Raw genomic sequence first — 18,696 nt, 5'->3', positions numbered from 1 at the left:
AAGTATGATCAATCAATGTCTGACATGACCGAAACCACGCCCGGTTGGCTGTCCTCCGACGAGCTGGAGATGGCTCGCGCCCGCATGCCGATCCTGTACGTGGAGGCCGTGCCCGTACGGGTGGACGACAGCGGTGAAGTCACCAGCATCGGACTGCTGCTCCGCATCGGCCCGGACGGAACGGTGAGCCGGACCCTCGTCTCCGGCCGTGTCCTGCATCACGAGCGGGTCCGGGACGCTCTCCTGCGTCACCTGGAGAAGGATCTCGGCCCCGTCGCGCTGCCCCGGGTGCCGGCCTCCCTGCAGCCGTTCACGGTCGCCGAGTACTTCCCGACGCTGGGCGTCACGCCGTACCACGACCCGCGTCAGCACGCGGTGTCGCTGGCCTACATCGTGCCGGTGACCGGGGACTGCCGGCCCCGCCAGGACGCCCTGGACCTGGTGTGGTTCAGCCCGCAGGACGCGGTCTCCGCGGCCGTGCAGAGCGAGATGCCCGGCGGTCACGGAGTGCTGCTCAAGCAGGCCCTGGCGCACGTGGGGTGCGTGGGCTGACGGGCCGGGAGGGAGATGTCCCACAGGGTCAGGAGGCGACCCCGGCCCCGCTGGTGCCGTCGGGAGGCCTCGCTCGGCCCAGATGCTCGTGGAGTCGCTGAGGAAGCCGGCGCCCCGGCGCCGGGACAGGGCGGCGACCGGCCGGAGGCCGCGGCCGCCCTCGTCGGTGCAGGCGGCGTGCCGGATCCGCTGCCTGTACGTCTCGGCCCGGCGCCGGTCGCCGATGCCGGCTACGGCCAGGTGCGCCACGGCGTCGACGCCGGCCAGGACGGCCCGGTCCAGGCGGGCACCGGGTTCCCGGGAGGCGGATTCGCCGCCGCCGGCCGGCGGGGCGCGGACCGGCCGCGGGTCAGGCGAGCACGCGGTGGCCGTCGGCGAGCAGGGACCGGCTGAGGGCGGAGTCGATGAGTCCGGTGGATCCGGTGATCGCGACGCGCATGACGTTCTCCGACGAGTGAATGTTTGAGAGTTGAAACTCTGACCCGTCACAGCACTCCGGCGCAGTGCCGGAGGAGCGGACGGAACCGGCCTGGCCGATCCTGGAAGCGCCGACCGCCGAGGAGGGCCGAGATGGAGTATCTGGTCACGATGACCACCCGCGTTCCGGACGGTACGACGGAGCGGGAGGTGGCCGAGGTCAGGGCCCGGGAGGCCGCGCACAGCCGCGAACTCGCCGCGCGGGGGCGGCTGCTGCGGCTGTGGCGTCCGCCGCTGGGACCCGGCGAATGGCGCTCGATCGGCCTGTTCGACGACGAAGGCCCGGACGCCCTTGAACACACGCTCGCGGGAATGCCGTTGCGCGTCTGGCGGACCGACGTGCCCGTCGCGCTCGGCCCGCACCCCGCCGATCCGGGCCGGGGCGCGGTGGCGGTCGCGGCGGACGGCGACGAGTACCTGGTCACCTTCACCGAGGAGGAACCCCCCGGCACGGGCACGGCGGACCCGGCGGGGTCGCGGCAGGTGCGTGCCCTGGCCACCGAGGGCCGGCTGGTCCGTCTGTGGACGCTGCCGGACCGGGGACGCGTCATCGGCCTGTGGCAGGCGTCCGGGGCCGACCGGCCGCGGGAGATCGCGCACGCCCTCGCGGTGGCCGGCCCGGGCCCCGTCGAGACGGTGCCGCTGACCCGTCACCCCAGCGATCCGGCACAGGTGACCTGAGCGGCCGGCCGGGGCGGCGCATGCGAAAAAGGGCCCTCACAGGCTCTCACCTGCGATGACCCTTCGCACCGTCGGGACGACAGGATTTGAACCTGCGACCCCTTGACCCCCAGTCAAGTGCGCTACCAAGCTGCGCCACGTCCCGGTGCCGTCTGACCTGGGATTTCCCTGGTCGAAACGCGCAAGGAAACAATACCGCACTCGGGCAGGTGGTCGCGCACGCCTTTTGGCCGGGCGGTGCGGCGGGCCTCAGCCCGGCCCGGGGGACCCCACCTCCGGGTAGGTGTCCAGGAGTCGGGGCGGGGCCGCCTGCCGCCAGGAGTCGGCGAGGATGTCGCGCAGCTCGGCCTCGTCCTCCAGGGCGGCCAGCCGCACCCGGACCCAGGCGAACTGGGCCTCGTGGGAGGCGATCCAGAACTTGTCCGGCTCGGCGAGGACCAGTTCGTCACGCTCCTCCTTGGGGCAGCGCACGGCGATGGATGTCTCGTTCTCGGGCAGCGTGGCGAACATCTTCCCGGCGACCCGGAACGTGGGCATGTTCCAGGCGGTCTTCTCGCTGGTGTCCGGCAGGGACAGCGCGACACGGCGTACGTCTTCGGCTTCCGGCATGCCCGGAACCGTATCCCCTGCCACTGACAGTCAGCTGGTCAGCGCCCCGACCCGCTTGTAGTAGAGGGTCGTCGGCCGCAGCACACCGCCGGGGTCGGCCGCGTAGTCTGGGATGACTCCGGCGCGGGTCCAGCCGGCCGAGCGGTAGAGGTGCTCGGCGGGGCTGTCCGTCTCGGTGTCGAGGTGGAGCAGGGTGATGCCGGCGGCGCTCGCCGCCTCTTCAGCGACGGTCAGCAGCCGTCTTCCGACGCCCCGTCCGCGGGCCTCGCGGTGGACCATCAGCTTGACCAGCTCGGCGCGGTGCCGGCTGTTCGGCTTGCCGGGGAAGGCGAAGGCCAGGCTCACCGTGCCGACGACCCGGTCCGCGCCGTCCAGCGCGGCCCAGACGGCCAGCCGCCCGGCGGCCACGGCCTCCGTCCACCCCCGCCACCAGGCGTCGGCTTCCTCCCGCCCGAGGGGCGCGAGGAAGCCGACGGACGCCCCGCCGTTCACGGTGTCGGTCAGGAGCTCGGCCAACTCCCCCACCCGCCGGGTCAGCTGATCCGCCCCGAGGCGCACTGCCGTCACGGCCGCACCACCACCAGGACGTACCTCGTCTCCACCGGCCCGACGCATCGGAACCGTGTCGACCCCCACACCCGCAAGCGCAGGCAGTCGCCGGTGTCCAGAACATGCTCGGCCTCCCGCACGGTCACCGCGAGGCTCCCGGCGAGCACCCAGAGGTGCTGCTCCAGGCCGGGTACCGGCGGGCGGTCGTAGGCGATGTCCGCGCCCGCCGCGAGCCGGCCCTCCACGAGTTCGCCGCGCAGACCCTCGTGCGGCGGTGACACCGACCGGCGTACGAAACCGGCGGCGCGGTCCTCCCGGACCGCCTGTCCGGCGGCGCGCAGCACCGGCACGGGTGCCGCCTCGACCTCGCTGAGCAGCTGGGACATGGTCCGCCCGTAGACGTTGCAGAGCCGGTTGAGGAGGGCCGTCGTGGGGCTGGTCTCGCCCCGTTCGGCCCGGGACAGGGTGGACTTGCTCACTCCGCTGCGTTCCGCCAACTCACCGAGGGACCAGCCGTGCTCGGCCCGCAGTCCGGCGAGGCGGCTGCCGGGGCGGACGTCGACGGGGTCGGGAGCGGGATGCGACGGCTGACGTCGGCCGGAGGCCGCCGCCTCGACGCGGCTCGTCCGCGGTTCGGCGCGTTTCATGCGCGGGACGATATCCCCGATACGAAACGCCGTTGTAGAGGAAGGCTCACGGCCGGGCCGCCTCGCCCAGCGCGTCCAGCACCGGGCGGATCAGCGGATGGTCCTCCGCTCCGCGCCGTACGGCGGCGAAGACGCGCCGGGTCGGGGCGACGCCGTCGACCGGGCGTACGACGACGCCGGCCAGGTCCATGCCGCGCAGGGCCGAGCGGGGGACGAGGGCCACGCCCGCGTCGGCCGAGGCCAGGGCCACCACGGCCCGGAAGTCATCGGAAGAGTGTTCGAGGCGGGGCTGGAAACCGGCGCTCTCGCAGGCCAGGACGACCACGTCGTGGCACGGGTTGCCGGGATACGGGCCGATCCAGGGGTCCTTGGCCAGTTCGGCCAGGGGGACCTCGGCGGCTCCGGCCAGGCGGTGGTGGAGCGGGACGACCGCGTCGAAGGGTTCGGCGTACAGGGAGACATGCGTGAGCCGGGGGTCGTCCGCGGACGGGGCTCCCCGGTACTCGACGGCGACCGCGACCTCGACCTGCCGGTCCAGGACCATCGGCAGACTGGCGTCGCCCTCGGCGTCCTGGACACGGATGCGTATGCCGGGGGCGGTGCGGGCGAGGTGCGCCACGGCCGGGGCGACCACCTGGGCGATGCCGGTGGCGAAGGCGGCGACGGTGACCGTGCCGGCCTCGCCGGAGCCGTACGCGGCCAGTTCGGCCTCGGCCCGCTCCAGCTGGGCGAGGACCGCGTTGGTGTGGCCGAGCAGGATCTCGCCGGCCGGGGTGAGCCGTACGCCCTTGGCGCTGCGCTCGACCAGGCGGTGGCCGGTCTCCTGCTCCAGGGCCGCCAGCTGTTGCGAGACGGCCGACGGGGTCAGATAGAGCGCGGCGGCAGCCGCCGTCACGGTGCGGTGGTCGGCCACCGCACGGAGGATGTGGAGCCGCCGCGCCTCGATCATGGGGTTGATTATTGCAATATGTCCCGCAGGCTCAGTCGGCGAGCTCCGCGCGCGCCGCGACGAAGGCGTCCACCGCGCGGTTCACGTCCTGCGTCGAGTGGGCCGCGGACAGCTGCACCCGGATCCGGGCCTGGCCCTGCGGGACCACCGGATACGAGAAGCCGATCACGTACACGCCTCGCTCCAGCAGCAGCTCGGCCATCCGGCCGGCCACGGCCGCGTCGCCGATCATCACCGGGGCGATGGCATGGTCGCCCGGAAGGACGTCGAAGCCCTCCTCGGTCATCCGGCGGCGGAAGAGCGCGGTGTTCTCGGCGAGCCGGATCCGCAGGTCGTCGGCGGACTCCAGCAGGTCGAGGACCTTCAGCGAGGCCGCCGCGATCACCGGGGCGAGGGTGTTGGAGAACAGGTAGGGGCGGGAGCGCTGGCGGAGCAGGGCGACGATCTCGGCGCGGGCCGCGACGTAGCCTCCGGAGGCCCCGCCGAGGGCCTTGCCGAGGGTGCCGGTGATGATGTCGACGCGGTCCCTCACGTCGTGCAGCTCGGGGGTGCCGCGGCCGGACGGGCCGACGAAGCCGACGGCGTGCGAGTCGTCGACCATGACCATCGCGTCGTAGCGGTCGGCGAGGTCGCAGATCTCGCGCAGCGGCGCCACGTAGCCGTCCATGGAGAAGACGCCGTCGGTGACGACCAGCCGGCGCCGGGCGCCCTGTGCCTCCTTCAGCTGGCGTTCCAGGTCGGCCAGGTCACGGTTGGCGTAGCGGAAGCGGCGGGCCTTGGACAGCCGGATGCCGTCGATGATCGAGGCATGGTTGAGGGCGTCGGAGATCACCGCGTCCTCCTCGCCGAGGAGGGTCTCGAAGACCCCGCCGTTGGCGTCGAAGCAGGAGGAGTAGAGGATCGTGTCCTCCTGGCCGAGGAACGCGGCGAGGCGCGCCTCCAGCTCCTTGTGGACCTCCTGGGTGCCGCAGATGAAGCGGACGGAGGCCATGCCGTAGCCCCACCGGTCCAGGGCCTCGTGGGCGGCGGCGATCACCTCGGGGTGGTCGGCGAGGCCCAGGTAGTTGTTGGCGCAGAAGTTGAGGACCTCGCCGGGGCGGCCGCCCGCGGTCACGTTGACGGTCGCGGACTGCGGGCTGCCGATGACCCGCTCGGGCTTGTGCAGGCCGGCGGCGCGGATCTCGTCGAGGGTGGCGCGCAGGTCGTCGCGCACGGAGTCGAACATCATCAGTCCTTGGTTGTCGTCAGAGGGTCCAGTCGAGGATGACCTTGCCGCCCCGCCCGCTGGCGGCGTCGGCGAAGGCGGCCTCGAAATCGCGGTACCCGTAGCGGCCGGTGATCACGGGGGCGAGGTCGAGTCCGCCCTCCAGGAGGACCGACATCGCGTACCAGGTCTCGAACATCTCACGGCCGTAGATGCCCTTGATGGTGATCATCGAGGTGACGATCCGGGCCCAGTCGACGGGGAAGTCCTGGGCGGGCAGACCGAGCATGGCGATACGGCCGCCGTGCGTCATGTTGGCGATCATGTCCTGCAGCGCCTCGGCGCGGCCGGACATCTCCAGACCGATGTCGAAGCCCTCGCGCAGCCCCAGCTCCCGCTGTCCGTCGGCGATCCGGCCCTGCGACACGTTCAGGGCGAGGCTCACCCCGATCTTGCGGGCGAGGTCGAGGCGCTCCTCGCTGACGTCGGTGATCACCACGTGGCGGGCGCCCGCGTGCCGGGCGACGGCGGCGGCCATGAGACCGATCGGCCCCGCGCCGGTGATCAGGACGTCCTCGCCGACGAGCGGGAAGGAGAGCGCGGTGTGCACGGCGTTGCCGAACGGGTCGAAGATCGCGGCCACGTCGAGGTCGACGGGGACGCGGTGGACCCAGACGTTGGTCGCGGGCAGCGCGACGTACTCGGCGAACGCGCCGTCGCGGCCGACGCCGAGACCGACCGTGGCCCGGCACAGGTGGCGCCGCCCGGCCAGGCAGTTGCGGCACTTGCCGCAGACGAGATGACCCTCGCCGCTGACCCGGTCGCCGGCCTTGATGTCCACGACGTCGCGGCCGGTCCCGACGACCTCGCCGACGAACTCGTGCCCGAGCACCAAGGGGGTGGTGATCGCCTGCTGGGCCCAGCCGTCCCAGGCCCGGATGTGCAGGTCGGTTCCGCAGATGCCGGTCCGCAGCACCTTGATCAGTACGTCACCCGGGCCGACCGTGGGTTCCGGCACGTCCGCGAGCCACAGTCCGGGCTCCGCCTTCTGCTTGACCAGCGCCTTCAACGCTACGGCTCCTGTGCGTGAGGTCCCAGCCGCGGGTACGCCGAAGCGTCCCGCGGCCGGGGAGGGGGGTGGAATCGCACAGCAATCTGCCGTACCCGGGCGGCCCGGGTCCATCGAGGATTTCTTAACCGCCGCCACAGCTCCACTTCACGCCCCGGCGCCGGACCGCCGCGACGCTCGCGGCGAGGCGCTCAGCCGAGGCGGGAGACCTGGTAGTGGCTGATGTACCAGTCGTCCCCCGCTCGGGTCACGAGGACCGAGAGCTTCACGTCCAGCGGAGGCCGGTCGGTGAAGGAGAACTCGACGGCCAGGTAGCCGAGGACGACGCCGTCCGCGGGCCGCCGGGTCTCCAGGACGCGGTATTCGGCCTTCATGCCGAGGGGCTGGGAGTCGTAGTACTCGGCGACGCCCTGCCGTCCGACGCTGTAGGGATGCAGTCCCTGGAAGACGGCGTCCTCGGTGAACTGGGCGGCCACGCGCTCGGGTTGGTGTGCGTCGACGGCCGCCTTCCATCGGTCGAGCACTCCGCTCACAATCGCCGTGTCGCCCGTCGTGGTGGTCATGTCCGCTCCTGATGACGTGAGGTGACCTGCTGTCAGTTCCTGAATACGGTCAGTGGCCGGCACTCATGCCGCCGTCGACATGCAGGATCTCTCCGGTGACGAACGGCGCGGTCTCCAGGAAGAGCACCGCGTCGACGATGTCGCTCACTTCACCCATCCGGCCCACCGGGTGCAGGGCGGCGAGGAACTCGTGGGTCTCCGCCTGGTGCATGGGGGTCTTGATGGTGCCGGGCGACACCGCGTTGACCCGGACGCCACGGGTGGCGTACTCGATCGCCAGGGACTTGGTCGCGGACTGCAGACCGCCCTTGGTCAGCGAGGCCAGGGCGGAGGGGACCCGGGCGTCCGCGCTGTCCACCAGGCTGGTGGTGACGCTGACGACGTGTCCACCGCCCTGGGCGAGCAGCTGCGGCAGGGCCTTCTGGGTGAGGTGGAAGAAGCCGTCCATGTTGATGCCCCTCACGGCGGCGTAGTCGGCGGCCGTGTAGTCGGTGAAGGGCTTCGCGACGAAGATGCCCGCGTTGTTGACCACGGTGTCGATCCGGCCGAACCGCTCGACGGCCGCGGCGACGACCCGCTCCGCGGTCGCCGGGTCGGCGATGTCGCCCTGCACGGTCAGCACCTCCGGGTCGTCGACGGGGGCGATGGTGCGCGAGGTGGCTACGACGGCGTATCCGAGCTTGCGGTAGCCCTCGACGAGACCGGCTCCGATGCCCTGCGAGGCACCGGTGACGATGGCGACCTTCTGGTTCTGCGTGCTCATGGTGACCTTCTCCGTAGTGACTGACCGGTACTAGCCGACCGGTCGACTATTTGGAAGGTAGCCCGGGCGGGTCCGGGGTGCCAGGACTCTTTTCCTCACGTCTGGGAGGCGTGGCCTCCCAGCACAGCTCAGCCGGGGAGTGCGTACGGGTCGCCGGCGGGCAGCCAGGCGTCCGCGGCGTTGATGCCGAGGTCACCGACCCCCTCGCACAGGGCGTCCATGACGGCCAGGACTCCTGCGCGGTCCTCGTTCTCCCGGCGGACCAGGGACCATGTCCAGTACACCTTCGGCGCGACGATCTCCCGGCGGACCAGGTCGGACGGGAGCGGGACCGTCTGGCCCTTGGGCGAGTTGAGGACCGGGCGGGTGCAGCGGCGGACGTGCTCGAAGAAGGCGGGACCGGTGACGGCTCCGTCGGAGATGCGTACGGCACGGGCGCCGAGGGCCCGCGTCAGTTCCTCCGCGTACCCGTTCCAGGAGGCCCAGGAGGTCATGTCGTCGTCGATGAGGACGTCGGCGTCCCGGGCCGGCAGATCGCCCGTGTCGGTGCCCTTGGCCACCGCGTACAGCCGGTCGGCGCCGAGCAGCCGGGCCCGCAGCCCGAGCCGTTCGAGGTCCTCGGTACGCACCCAGCAGACGGCCAGGTCCAGACTGCCGTCGGCGACCCGGGCCGCCTGGGTGTGGGAGGGCGCGACCCAGGCGTCCACGTGCACCCGGGCCACCGGGGCCGTCCGCGACATCAGGTCCGGGGGAAGCCAGTTGACGTAACCGAGCCGTACGGACTGCGAACCCGAGAGCTGACCCGCCCGGTGTTTGAGGTCGTCGGCCCGCTCCAGCAGGGCACGGGTGTGCGGCAGCAGGGCGGCGCCTGCCGCAGTGAGCGACACCGAGCGGCGGTTCCGGTCGAACAGCCGGACGCCCAGGTCGCGTTCGAGCGCCTTGATCTGCTGAGAGAGCGAGGGACCCGCGATGAGCAGCCGCTCGGCGGCCCGGCCGAAGTTCAGTTCCTCGGCGACCGCAACGAAGTACCTCAGCTGGCGCAGTTCCACGCGCGCCATGCTACGCGCGGTGCTAGGTCGCGCCTCTCAACAGCGAGGCAACCGGTCGTGGCACCGGCGCCGCCACGGGAGCACGATGAACGCACCGAGAGTGACGAGAGAGAAGGGAGCGCACCGTGCGCGAGTTCCTGGTCGAGATCACCACCACCGTCCCCGCGGGCACGGCCCAGGAGGAGGTCGACCGGCGTCGGGCCGCGGAAGCCGTCCGTGCGGGGGAACTGGCCGCGGCCGGCCATCTGTCCCGGCTGTGGCGCCCCGTGGGCGAGTTGCGCAGCATCGGTGTCTGGTGCGCCACCGACGAGGCGGAACTCCACGAGAAGGTGCTCGGCACCCTGCCGCTGCGCCCGTGGATGACGCTGACCGTCACCCCGCTGCAGTCCCACCCCAACGACCCGGGCCGGGGCGACGGCACCCGATGACCACCGTATCCGCCTGGACCCACGCCGCCAGGGCCGGCGCCGCGCTCGCCGCGGGCATGGGCGTCGGCCGCTTCGTCTACACCCCGATCCTGCCCCTGATGCACACCCAGGCGGGCCTGTCCGCGGCCGCCGGCGCGAACCTGGCGACCGCCAACTACGTCGGCTATCTCGTCGGCGCGCTGGCCGGCACCCTGGCCCCCGCGCTGGTCCGGTCGAGCGCCGTACTGCGCGGCTGCCTGCTCCTGCTGACCGCCACGCTCGCCGCGATGCCGCTCACCCACAGCACCGCGCTGTGGGGCGTGCTGCGACTGCTGGCAGGAGCCGCGAGCGCCCTGGTGTTCGTCGTCGCCGCGGCCTCCCTGCTGCACCATCTGCGGAACCATCCGGCGCATCTGCCCGGCTGGGCCTTCGGCGGTGTGGGCGCCGGTATCGCGCTGTCCGGTCTGCTGGTACTGGCCCTGCGGCCGGTCGCGGACTGGCGGGCCGCCTGGTGGGCCGCCGCCGCGCTGGCCCTGGTGCTGACCGCGGCCTCGTGGAATCTGCGGCCCGAGGACCCACCGGCCGCGCCGGTACCCGCAAGCCCGGCGACGGCCCGGACCCACCGCTGGTTCGGCGCCCTGTTCGTCAGTTACTTCCTGGAGGGCGTCGGCTACATCGTCGCCGGCACCTTCCTGGTCGCGGCCATCGGCCAGGGCTCCCCCGGCTGGCTCGGCAGCGGCGCCTGGGTGCTGGTGGGGCTGGCCGCCGTACCGTCCGCGGCACTGTGGGCCCGGCTGGGGCGCCGGTGGTCCCGGCCCGGCCTGCTGCTCACCGCGCTCACGGTCCAGGCCGTCGGCATCGCCCTGCCCGCGGTGACCGGGAGCACGGCCGCCGCCCTCGGCTCGGCGGTGCTGTTCGGCGCCACGTTCCTGGGCGTCAGCACCCTGTCCCTGGCCACCGGGGCGCACCTGCGCTTTCCACGCTCCGTCGCGCTGCTGACCGCCGGGTACTCCGTGGGCCAGATCCTGGGCCCTCTGGTCGTCGCCCCGCTGCTGCGCCACGGCTATCACCAGGCCCTGCTCCTGGCCGCCCTGGTGGTCCTCGCCGCGGCCGCGGCCGCCGCCGTGCTGCGGATCGGCTTCCCGCACCACATGGGCGCGGAACACACAGCACCGGTACGGCGCCTGCGGCAGCCCGCGGAGGCCGCACGCCCCTAGACCGACGTATGTCACGGCCCAGGGTCCTTCCATGTCACGACCCTGGGCCGCTACCTTGCACCGCCCTGGACCGCCGTCGCGCCGAGCAGGGCCCGGCAGTTCTGCCACAGGGGGCTCAGTCGCCCGGTGTTGTTGTACAGCTTGGCGAACATCACCTGGCCCTCCAGCTGGGCCACCACCGCACGAGCCGCCTCCCGGGTGTCGGTGACACCGACCTCGCCGCGCTCGCGGGCCTCGACGATGACGGACTCGACCATGCCGACCTGCGCCTCGAAGATCTCCTGGAGGCGCCCACGGACCGCCTCGGTCCGGTTGCTCAGCTCAAGGGTGAGGTTCCCGAACAGGCAGCCCGCCACCGTGCCACAGCCCTCCTGGACGGCGCGCTGACCGGCCTCCGTCTCCTCGAACAGCCGCCGCAACCGCTGGAGCGGTTCCTCCTCGCCGGTGAGGGCCTGCGTCCACTCGCGCTTCTGGGCCGCCCAGTGCTCGTCGACGACCGCGAGCGCGAGGGCCTCCTTGGACTCGAAGAAGTAGTAGAAACTGCCCTTCGGCACCCCGGCCGCCTGGCAGATCTCGGCCACCCCGAGCGCCGAGTACCCGCGCCCCTCGATCAGCGAGCAGGCGGCGTCGAGGATCTTGCGCTTGGCGTCACTGGTGCGTCCCATGTCACCAGGGTACGGACGTAATAGACCGGTCGGCTAGTGACGGAGCCGTTCCCGTCGTCACAGCAGCGGCAGTCCGTCCGCCTCGCGTCGCTCGATGCGGGCCACCAGCTCCGCCGCCGACGACTTGATGGTCTCCAGGCCGGGCCGGCCCCAGGGCCGCGGCGCCACGTCGACCACGCACACCGTGCCGAGCGCCGTCCCCGTGCTGTCGATGAGCGGGGCGCCCAGATAGGAACGGACGCCGAACTCGTCGACGACCGCGTTGCCCGCGAACCGCGGGTAGTCGCAGACGTCCTCCAGGACCAGCGCCTTGCGCCGGACCACCACATGGGGGCAGAACCCGTGGTCGCGGGCGAGTGCACGGCCCAGCACCGGCGTGGTGCCGTCGGGCTTCACCACCGGCGGCGGCACGGCCGGCAGGTGCAGTCCGGCGAAGAACTGCCGGTGCTCGCCGACGAAGTTGACCATGGCGTACGGCGTCCCGGTGACCTCCGCGAGCCGGTTGGCATAGGCGTCCAGCTCCGGGTCGGGATGTTCACCGAGACCCAGCTGGCCGAGGCGCCGGATACGCACGGGCGCCTCCTTGTCCTCCGGTGTGAGCAGCAGCCGGCCGGACGGGCGCGACGGGTCGTACCTCATGGGCGGGCTCCGCCGCTGTGGACGTGGGTCATACAGGGGCTCCGTGAGGGTGGGTGGGGTTCACATGTGGGCGCCGTGGCTCGGCGCGGAGACCGGCGCGTGGGCGATGAGATGGCGGACGAGCGTGAGCAGGGTCTGGATGCCCGAACTGGAGATACGGGCATCACAGCGGACGACGGGGACCTCCGGGTCGAGGTCGATGGCGGCGCGCACCTCCTCGGGGTCGTACCGGTAGGAGCCGTCGAACTCGTTGACCGCGACGATGAAGCCGAGACCGCGCTCCTCGAAGAAGTCGACGGCCGCGAAGCAGTCCTCCAGACGGCGGGTGTCGGCGAGGATGACCGCGCCGAGCGCGCCCTCGGACAGCTCGTCCCACATGAACCAGAACCGCTCCTGTCCCGGCGTGCCGAACAGGTAGAGCACATGTTCGGGGTCCAGGGTGATACGGCCGAAGTCCATGGCCACGGTCGTCTCGACCTTGTTCTCGATGCCGTCGAGACTGTCGGTCGCGGCGCTCACCGTGGTGAGGAGCTCCTCCGTGGACAGCGGCGCGATCTCACTGACCGCACCCACGAAGGTGGTCTTGCCGGCCCCGAACCCACCGGCCACCAGGATCTTCAGCGCGGTGGGGAAGGGGTCACAGCTGTCGTCGTAGTCCATCGAGCACTGCCTCCAGAAGAGACCGGTCAGTGGGGTTGTGGTGGAACACGGGGGGCTTGGCGGTCAGCGCCCCGCAGTCGACCAGGTCGGAGAGCAGCACCTTGGTGACCACGGCCGGCAGCTTGAGGTGCGCGGCGATCTCGGCGACCGGGACCGGTGCGCGGCACAGGTCGAGGGCCTGCGCGTGCTCGGGGCCGAGGTAGCCGAGGGGGGTGGCGCCGGTGGCCATCACCTGCGACATCAGGTCGAAGGAGATGCTGGGCTCGGTGCGGCCGTTGCTGACCGTGAACGGGCGCACCAGTCGTCCGGCCGCATCGTCCAGCCATGGCCCGTCGCCGGCTGCCGCCACCCTCAAGGCCTCATCGCCGTGGAGTCGACGGCATGCTGCCGGGGCGCGGTGACGAGGTAGGGGCGGACGCTCTTGACCAGCATCGCCATCTCGTAGCCGAGGACGGCGGCGTCGGCCTCGCGGCCGGCCAGCACGGCGAGGCAGGTGCCGGAGCCGGCGGTGGTGACGAACAGCAGCGTCGAGTCGAGTTCGACGACGACCTGACGGACGTCCCCGCCGTCGCCGAAGCGGACGCCCGCGCTGCGGCCGAGCGAGTAGAGGCCGGAGGCGAGCGCGGCCATGTGGTCGGCGCTGTCGGGGTCGAGACCGTGGACGGACTTCACCAGCCCGTCGCAGGACAGAAGCACCGCGCTGGTGGTGTGGGGTACGCGCTGGACGAGGCCGCTCATCAGCCAGTCGAGGTCGGATACCTGGGCGGTCGGCGCATCGCTCGCCATGGTGGATCGACTCCTTGAGGTACGAAGGTCTTCGGGAGCGGTGGGGGACGGGGTGGGGGTGGGGGTGGGGGTGGGGACGGTGCTGGTCATCCGGCCGGTGCGCTCCCGTCCGGCCGGGCGTTGAATTCCGAGGTGCGCACCGGGCGCAGGACCGGGGAGTGCGACTGGGCTCGGGGCACGGACGGGGGGTCGGCCGGCTCCCCGTACGCCCGAACCGTGTGGACCGGGGCCGTGTGGGCCGAGCCCGGGTGGTCCGGGCGCAGGTGGTCCGGGCGCAGGTGGTCAGAGACCGGGTGGTCAGAGCCGAAGGGGTCCGTGACCGTGTAGTCCGCAGCCGCGTGTCCGGTCTCCCGGTGTGCCGGCTCACCGTGCGCCGCCTCACCGTGGGCGGCATCCAGAGGCGTGGCGCCCGTGCGCGGGACATCCGTGTGCGGGAGATCCATGTGCATGCCGTCCGCGTGTGTGGCGTGGGACGCGCTGCCGGCCCCGTCCCCGGTGCTCTGCCCGGATGTCGTTCCGCCGGATCCGTTGCCGCCGTGCATGCCGTTCGGGCTCATGTCGGTGGCGCCCGTACCGTTCAGCATCGGGTAGGGGGGGTCGGCGGCGGCCGACGGCTCCGTCTGGGTGCCCTCCAGATGCTGCTGAGCCTCCGCGAGGCCGATGCCGCGCTGGAAGGCGGCCATCAGACCGGGATCGTGCCCGGCCGGCGCCTCGTTGTCCTGGCGAGGTGCCGGTCCACCCCGCAGTTGGGGGACGATGTGCTCCTGCGCGCGGCGGCGCGGCAGCTGGGGTTTGCCCATGGTGCCGCGTACGGCCCCGACGCGCGGGACGGGCGGGGCCCCGGCGTGCTCGGCGACCGCGGGCCGGTCCTCGGGCCGGATGCCCGGCAGCGCCTCGGCGGGGTTGGGCCGGGTCTCCTGGCTGCCGCGCACCGGCAACGGCGCGGGTGCGCCCTCGGGCTGCGCGTGCCTTCGCCGCCCGCCGCCGACGGCGGGCGCGGCCGGGCCCGGCCGCGACACGGGACGTCGGTCCGCAGGCGCGGGGCCGGGGGCGCCATGGACGCCTTCCGGTGTCCCCATGACGACGGACGGCCGTACGGTCCCGGAGGCCGGCGTCCCGCCCCCGGCCTCCGCGTCGCGTGGCTGCGATACCGCCCCGGTGCTGCCCGGTGCCGTGCCCAGCACGCCCTGCGGGACGACGAGGACGGCCTGGACACCGCCGTAGATGTTGGACTGCAGGCGGACGTGGATGCCGTGGCGGCGGGCGAGCTGGGAGACCACGAAGAGGCCGATGCGGCCGTCGGCCAGCAGGCTGGCGACGTTGACCTGGTCGGGGTCGGCGAGCAGGGCGTTCATCTTGGACTGTTCGCCGACCGGCATGCCGAGTCCGCGGTCCTCGACCTCGACCGCGAGGCCGGAGGTGACGAGGTTGGCACGGAGCAGCACCTGGGTGTGCGGGGCGGAGAACACCGTGGCGTTCTCGACGAGTTCGGCGAGGAGGTGGATGACGTCGGCGACGGCGTGCCCGCGCAGTTCGCCGTCGATCGGCGGGACGAGCTTGACCCGGGAGTACTGCTCGACCTCGGCGATGGCGGAACGCAGCACCTCGGTCATGGAGACGGGGTTGCTCCACTGCCGTCGGGACACCGCGCCGCCGAGCACCGCGAGGTTCTCGGCGTGCCGCCGGATGCGGGTGGCCAGATGGTCGACGTGGAAGAGACCCTTGAGGAGGTCGGGGTCCTCGATCTCGTTCTCCAGTTCGTCGAGGATCGAGATCTCCCGGTGCACGAGGGACTGAAGCCGCCGCGCCAGGTTGACGAAGACCTCCAGCTTCTGTTCGCTGCCGGCCTGGCTGGAGAGCTGGGCCGCCTGTACGACGGCGGTGACGGCGCCGTCGTGCGCGCGGGACAGGTCGGCGGCGAGCAGTTCGAAGTCGTCGGCGTCCGCGGGCGGTCCGCCGCGCGACTTGCGCGGGGCGGGGGTCTCACCGCGGCGCAGCGCGTCGACGAGGGCCAGCAGGTCGGCCTCGCCGCGGGCGGCGTTGCGCCGCAGCATGCTGACGCGGTCGCTGACCGAGCGGGCGGCGCGGCCCGCGGCCACGGCGGCGATCACGATGCCCGCGGCCGTCACCGAGACCGCCCCGGTCAGCACGGCCAGCAGGGTGAGGCTGGGCCGGGCCCCGGTGGAGCGCACGGTGAACAGGACGGCCGCGCAGCCGCTGAGCGCCACCGCGACCGGCGGCAGCACGGCGAGGCGCATCAGCTGAGGCCGTATGTGGGTCTCGGGCAGCGCGGGAACGGGTCGGGCGACCGGCCGTCCGTGCCGGCCGCCCTCACGGCGGTCGGCACGGGCGGCCGGTGCACGGAGGTGAGACATCTGCGTCCTCGTACTGGTCCGTCGGGCCTGAATTGCTCGCGCGGGCCGCGCGAGTTGGGCATGCGCCATCGCGTTGCCGGCCGAGGGGACCGCGCAGGAATTCGGCCCCGTGTCGCCCGGCGGACACTCACAGTAGTCGGCAACGCATCATGTGCGGCGGGCAGTTGACAAAGTCCCCCGGAGAGGGTCCCGCTCTGGTATGAGCCGTCGCACGGAAGACCGATAGTCCCCGTCGACACTCCGCCCCGGATCGGCCAATGACCGATCCGACCTGCTCAAAAACGGTCAGACACCGAAGGCGTGAAGCGGTGCGACCGGCGCGCCACAGCCCTCGCCGACCGTCGCTCCACACCCCTTCGGCGGGCCCGGCCGAGCGGCCGGGAAGCCTGCTCCACCCCCGCCATCGCCCCCCAGAACATCACTCACGGTGACCTCTTCCCCTTCTGCCGCCGCGTCCCGTCTCCACCGTCGGGCCGTCGTGCTGGTCCAAGTCCGTCGTCGCCTGGACGACGGCCCGCGTCCGGTCCGGGCGGCCGAGGGCCTCCGCGACGTCGACGAACTGGTCCTCCGCGCCGACGACGGGCAGGCCCCGTATGCCGGGAGCCTTGATGCGGGCGACCAGGGCCCGTGGGAAGCGGTCGGCACGCAGTACCCGGAAGGGCCGGGGGTTGGTACGGGCGGGTCGGCCCGGTCGGTGAGCTCCAGTTCGTTGTGCAGATGGGCGACGATCTCGTAGGCGTGCGCCGGCTGCCGCTCGCGGGCGTGCCAGTCGGGCAGGCCGGCCTGCGTGGCGGCGAGGGCGGCGTTCACAGCACGGAGGTGGGCCGGGGCGCCGCGGGCATCCGGGCGAAGGCGCTGCCGAGCCACCTGCCGTACGGCGGACAGCGCCGGTCCATCGGAAGGCAGAGCCACACGGGGTCGCGGACCAGTCGGGCGGCCGCGGCGGCGGAACCGAGTTCGTCGCCGGCCTCGCGCAGCGGCCGACGAGCGCCTCCCCCTGGGCGATGCGCCGCCACTGGCAGGCGAGGACACGGAGCCAGAGGTCATGCGGGGCCGGCCGGGAGCGGCCCGTGCCGGGGAGAGCGTGCGGAGGCCGTGGTGGAACACGGCGCCCGCGGTGGCCTCCGCGAGGAACTGGGCGGGGGTGGCGAGCCAGTCGGCCGGGGTGGCACCGGAGGCGGGGCCGAAGCCGAGGGCGGCACGGAACCAGGAGGGACACCGGTCACTTCGGCCCGGTGGCGCACCGGGCCGTCGGTGACGCGCACGACCCGGACGTCCGGGTTCCCCGGGCGGCGAAGTGGGTGCGCCGGCCGTGAGAGGTGTTGGGAAGGCGCTCGGCGGGCATGGGTCTGATCCGCCACCTGGGCCGCCGAGTGCGGAACCCCGGGTGCGGACTCCTCCGGCAGCGAGCGCGCGGCCTCGGTGCAGAACCGCCGGGACAGCTCAAGTCCCGGTAAAGAAGCGGGGGTTGGCACATGCGGATGACGCACGCCGATGTCCCCGCCCCGGCCGTGCACGGGCAGGCACGCCGCTCACGTCACCGCCGCACCGGCGCCGCGCTCACTTCACGAGGTCGTCCGCGTCCGGCGTCGCCGTGTCGCCGGCCAGGCCGAGATCCTGATCGGCCTCGCTCCGCGGCGGGACCGCGGTACGCCACGGCCGGGCGACCGGCGCCGACACCTCGCGCCACCACCGGTCCGCGGGCAGCTTCCCGGACGGCTCGAAGGGCTCACCGGGGCGCGGCAGCGCCACCGCCTGGCCCGCCCCGTCGCCGGTGTCCTTCGTCCACTCCCCCGGCTCGGCCCAGGCGTGCGGGGCTAGGTTGAAGGTGCCCCAGTGGATCGGCAGCAGCACTCCGTGCGGGCCCCCGCCCTGGAGGTCGAGGTGGGCGCGCACGCCCTCCTCGGGCGTCATGTGTATGTCGGGCCAGAACTCGCTGTACGCGCCGATCTGGATCATCGTCAGGTCGAAGGGCCCGTGGTCGGCGCCGATGTCCTTGAAGCCCTCGAAATAGCCGGTGTCACCACTGTGGTAGATCCGGTGCCGCTCGCCCGCGACGACCCAGGACGCCCACAGGGTGTGCTGGGTGTTGCGCAGTCCGCGGCCGCAGAAGTGACGGGCCGGGGCGGCCGTCAGGGTCAGGCCGCCGACCTTGGTCTCCTCGTGCCAGTCCAGCTCGCGCAGCCGGTCGGCGGCGACGCCCCAGTGCTCCAGGTGGGCCCCCACCCCGAGCGGCACCGCGAAGAGGGTGTCCGTGCCGGCCAGCGCCTTGATGGTGGGCAGGTCGAGGTGGTCGTAGTGGTCGTGCGAGATGACCACCACGTCGACCGGGCCGAGCGCGGCCAGCGGCAGCGGTGCCGGGTGCAGCCGCTTGGGCCCGGCGAACGGGAACGGGGAGCAGCGCTCGCCCCAGACGGGATCGAACAGGACCCGGTGTCCGTCGATCTCCACGAGCACGCTGGAGTGTCCCAACCAGGTCACCCGCAGCCCGCTCGCGGCGGGCCGGGCGAGGTCGGCGACGGTGGTGGCGTGCACCGGGACGGTGCCCCGGGGGGCGCGGCGGACGCGCTGCTCCTTCTCGAAGTAGATCTTCGCGAAGTCGAGCATCGAGCCCGAGGGGCGGGTACGGGCGGTACCGCCGGGGTTCTGGAAGACACCGTCCTTGAAGTGCGGTGAGGCCTGGATGCGAGCCATCCGCTCACCGCTGGGGTCCACGCCGAAGGCAGCGGGCCGCAGCACGCGGAGCCCGGAGCTCAGGGAACGCAAACGGGTCACGGTACCTCCAGTGGTGTCGCCGAGGTCCTCCATTATGGTCGGCCCCTCGGGCGGTCGGCG

Annotated in this window: 20 protein-coding genes and 1 tRNA gene; 4 read left to right on the top strand and 17 right to left on the bottom strand. The window is 72.8% G+C overall.

The genetic code is table 11. The features are described from left to right. Positions 1-24: 24 nt before the first annotated feature. Both ACZ4O3_RS10025 and ACZ4O3_RS10020 read left to right on the top strand, forming a co-directional pair. Positions 25-552 carry an NUDIX hydrolase family protein gene (locus tag ACZ4O3_RS10025; protein WP_351316004.1) on the top strand — a complete coding sequence of 176 codons (528 nt, stop codon included), beginning with the start codon at positions 25-27 and terminating at the stop codon, positions 550-552. Between the two features lie 570 nt (positions 553-1,122). Continuing rightward, positions 1,123-1,710, top strand: a complete 588-nt coding sequence (locus tag ACZ4O3_RS10020) for a muconolactone Delta-isomerase family protein (RefSeq protein WP_467721838.1) — start codon at positions 1,123-1,125, stop codon at positions 1,708-1,710. A 71-nt stretch (positions 1,711-1,781) separates the two neighbouring features. Here ACZ4O3_RS10020 and ACZ4O3_RS10015 read toward each other — a convergent pair. From ACZ4O3_RS10015 to ACZ4O3_RS09970, 10 genes are all read right to left on the bottom strand, one after another. After that, positions 1,782-1,855: transfer RNA gene (locus tag ACZ4O3_RS10015), tRNA-Pro, on the bottom strand. A 104-nt stretch (positions 1,856-1,959) separates the two neighbouring features. Beyond that, positions 1,960-2,319, bottom strand: coding sequence for an MmcQ/YjbR family DNA-binding protein (locus tag ACZ4O3_RS10010; RefSeq protein ID WP_467721837.1), 360 nt, complete (start codon positions 2,317-2,319; stop codon positions 1,960-1,962). Positions 2,320-2,349: 30 nt separating this feature from the next. Further along, the gene (locus ACZ4O3_RS10005) at positions 2,350-2,886 is read right to left on the bottom strand and encodes a GNAT family N-acetyltransferase (RefSeq protein ID WP_467721836.1); all 537 of its coding nucleotides are present in this window, start codon (positions 2,884-2,886) and stop codon (positions 2,350-2,352) included. Further along, on the bottom strand, positions 2,883-3,515 hold the full coding sequence (locus ACZ4O3_RS10000; protein ID WP_362721607.1) for a helix-turn-helix domain-containing protein: 633 nt from the start codon (positions 3,513-3,515) through the stop codon (positions 2,883-2,885). The genes ACZ4O3_RS10005 and ACZ4O3_RS10000 overlap by 4 nt, the downstream gene beginning before the upstream one ends. A gap of 46 nt (positions 3,516-3,561) precedes the next feature. Further along, a complete protein-coding gene (locus tag ACZ4O3_RS09995; protein WP_362721610.1) occupies positions 3,562-4,464 on the bottom strand; it encodes a LysR family transcriptional regulator in 903 nt (300 codons plus the stop codon). Between the two features lie 31 nt (positions 4,465-4,495). Further along, entirely contained in the window at positions 4,496-5,689 is a 1,194-nt protein-coding gene (locus tag ACZ4O3_RS09990) for a glycine C-acetyltransferase (protein ID WP_362721619.1), read from the bottom strand. A gap of 19 nt (positions 5,690-5,708) precedes the next feature. Continuing rightward, on the bottom strand, positions 5,709-6,737 hold the full coding sequence (gene tdh / locus ACZ4O3_RS09985) for an L-threonine 3-dehydrogenase (protein ID WP_467721835.1): 1,029 nt from the start codon (positions 6,735-6,737) through the stop codon (positions 5,709-5,711). 191 nt (positions 6,738-6,928) lie between these two features. After that, entirely contained in the window at positions 6,929-7,300 is a 372-nt protein-coding gene (locus ACZ4O3_RS09980) for a YybH family protein (protein WP_362730177.1), read from the bottom strand. A 49-nt stretch (positions 7,301-7,349) separates the two neighbouring features. Further along, complete coding sequence (locus ACZ4O3_RS09975; protein WP_362730173.1) at positions 7,350-8,063, bottom strand: SDR family NAD(P)-dependent oxidoreductase; 714 nt, start codon at positions 8,061-8,063, stop codon at positions 7,350-7,352. 128 nt (positions 8,064-8,191) lie between these two features. Continuing rightward, entirely contained in the window at positions 8,192-9,121 is a 930-nt protein-coding gene (locus tag ACZ4O3_RS09970) for a LysR family transcriptional regulator (RefSeq protein ID WP_467721834.1), read from the bottom strand. A gap of 116 nt (positions 9,122-9,237) precedes the next feature. On the opposite strand from ACZ4O3_RS09970, the gene ACZ4O3_RS09965 reads away from it, so the two are divergent. Continuing rightward, positions 9,238-9,540 (top strand): muconolactone Delta-isomerase family protein, encoded by a 303-nt coding sequence (locus tag ACZ4O3_RS09965; RefSeq protein ID WP_362730167.1) that lies wholly within the window; start codon positions 9,238-9,240, stop codon positions 9,538-9,540. Next, the gene (locus tag ACZ4O3_RS09960; protein ID WP_467721833.1) at positions 9,537-10,736 is read left to right on the top strand and encodes a YbfB/YjiJ family MFS transporter; all 1,200 of its coding nucleotides are present in this window, start codon (positions 9,537-9,539) and stop codon (positions 10,734-10,736) included. Before ACZ4O3_RS09965 ends, ACZ4O3_RS09960 begins: the two co-directional genes overlap by 4 nt. A gap of 50 nt (positions 10,737-10,786) precedes the next feature. Here ACZ4O3_RS09960 and ACZ4O3_RS09955 read toward each other — a convergent pair whose 3' ends face one another. The 7 genes from ACZ4O3_RS09955 to ACZ4O3_RS09925 all read right to left on the bottom strand — a co-directional run bounded on the left by ACZ4O3_RS09955 (position 10,787) and on the right by ACZ4O3_RS09925 (position 18,669). Next, positions 10,787-11,401: a TetR/AcrR family transcriptional regulator gene (locus ACZ4O3_RS09955; RefSeq protein WP_467721832.1), complete on the bottom strand. Its 615-nt coding sequence runs from the start codon at positions 11,399-11,401 to the stop codon at positions 10,787-10,789. 57 nt (positions 11,402-11,458) lie between these two features. Next, positions 11,459-12,040: a GAF domain-containing protein gene (locus ACZ4O3_RS09950; RefSeq protein WP_362728422.1), complete on the bottom strand. Its 582-nt coding sequence runs from the start codon at positions 12,038-12,040 to the stop codon at positions 11,459-11,461. A gap of 60 nt (positions 12,041-12,100) precedes the next feature. Continuing rightward, positions 12,101-12,700: a GTP-binding protein gene (locus ACZ4O3_RS09945; protein ID WP_467721831.1), complete on the bottom strand. Its 600-nt coding sequence runs from the start codon at positions 12,698-12,700 to the stop codon at positions 12,101-12,103. Then, positions 12,678-13,049 (bottom strand): DUF742 domain-containing protein, encoded by a 372-nt coding sequence (locus ACZ4O3_RS09940; protein WP_362728426.1) that lies wholly within the window; start codon positions 13,047-13,049, stop codon positions 12,678-12,680. The genes ACZ4O3_RS09945 and ACZ4O3_RS09940 overlap by 23 nt, the downstream gene beginning before the upstream one ends. A gap of 2 nt (positions 13,050-13,051) precedes the next feature. Beyond that, the gene (locus tag ACZ4O3_RS09935) at positions 13,052-13,486 is read right to left on the bottom strand and encodes a roadblock/LC7 domain-containing protein (protein ID WP_361290652.1); all 435 of its coding nucleotides are present in this window, start codon (positions 13,484-13,486) and stop codon (positions 13,052-13,054) included. Between the two features lie 86 nt (positions 13,487-13,572). Continuing rightward, positions 13,573-15,861: an ATP-binding protein gene (locus tag ACZ4O3_RS09930; protein WP_467721830.1), complete on the bottom strand. Its 2,289-nt coding sequence runs from the start codon at positions 15,859-15,861 to the stop codon at positions 13,573-13,575. 1,560 nt (positions 15,862-17,421) lie between these two features. Continuing rightward, positions 17,422-18,669, bottom strand: a complete 1,248-nt coding sequence (locus ACZ4O3_RS09925) for an MBL fold metallo-hydrolase (RefSeq protein WP_467721829.1) — start codon at positions 18,667-18,669, stop codon at positions 17,422-17,424. Positions 18,670-18,696: the final 27 nt, after the last annotated feature.

It is taken from the genome of Streptomyces sp. NPDC026515 (assembly GCF_055567595.1).
This window is presented reverse-complemented; position numbering and strand designations above follow the sequence as displayed.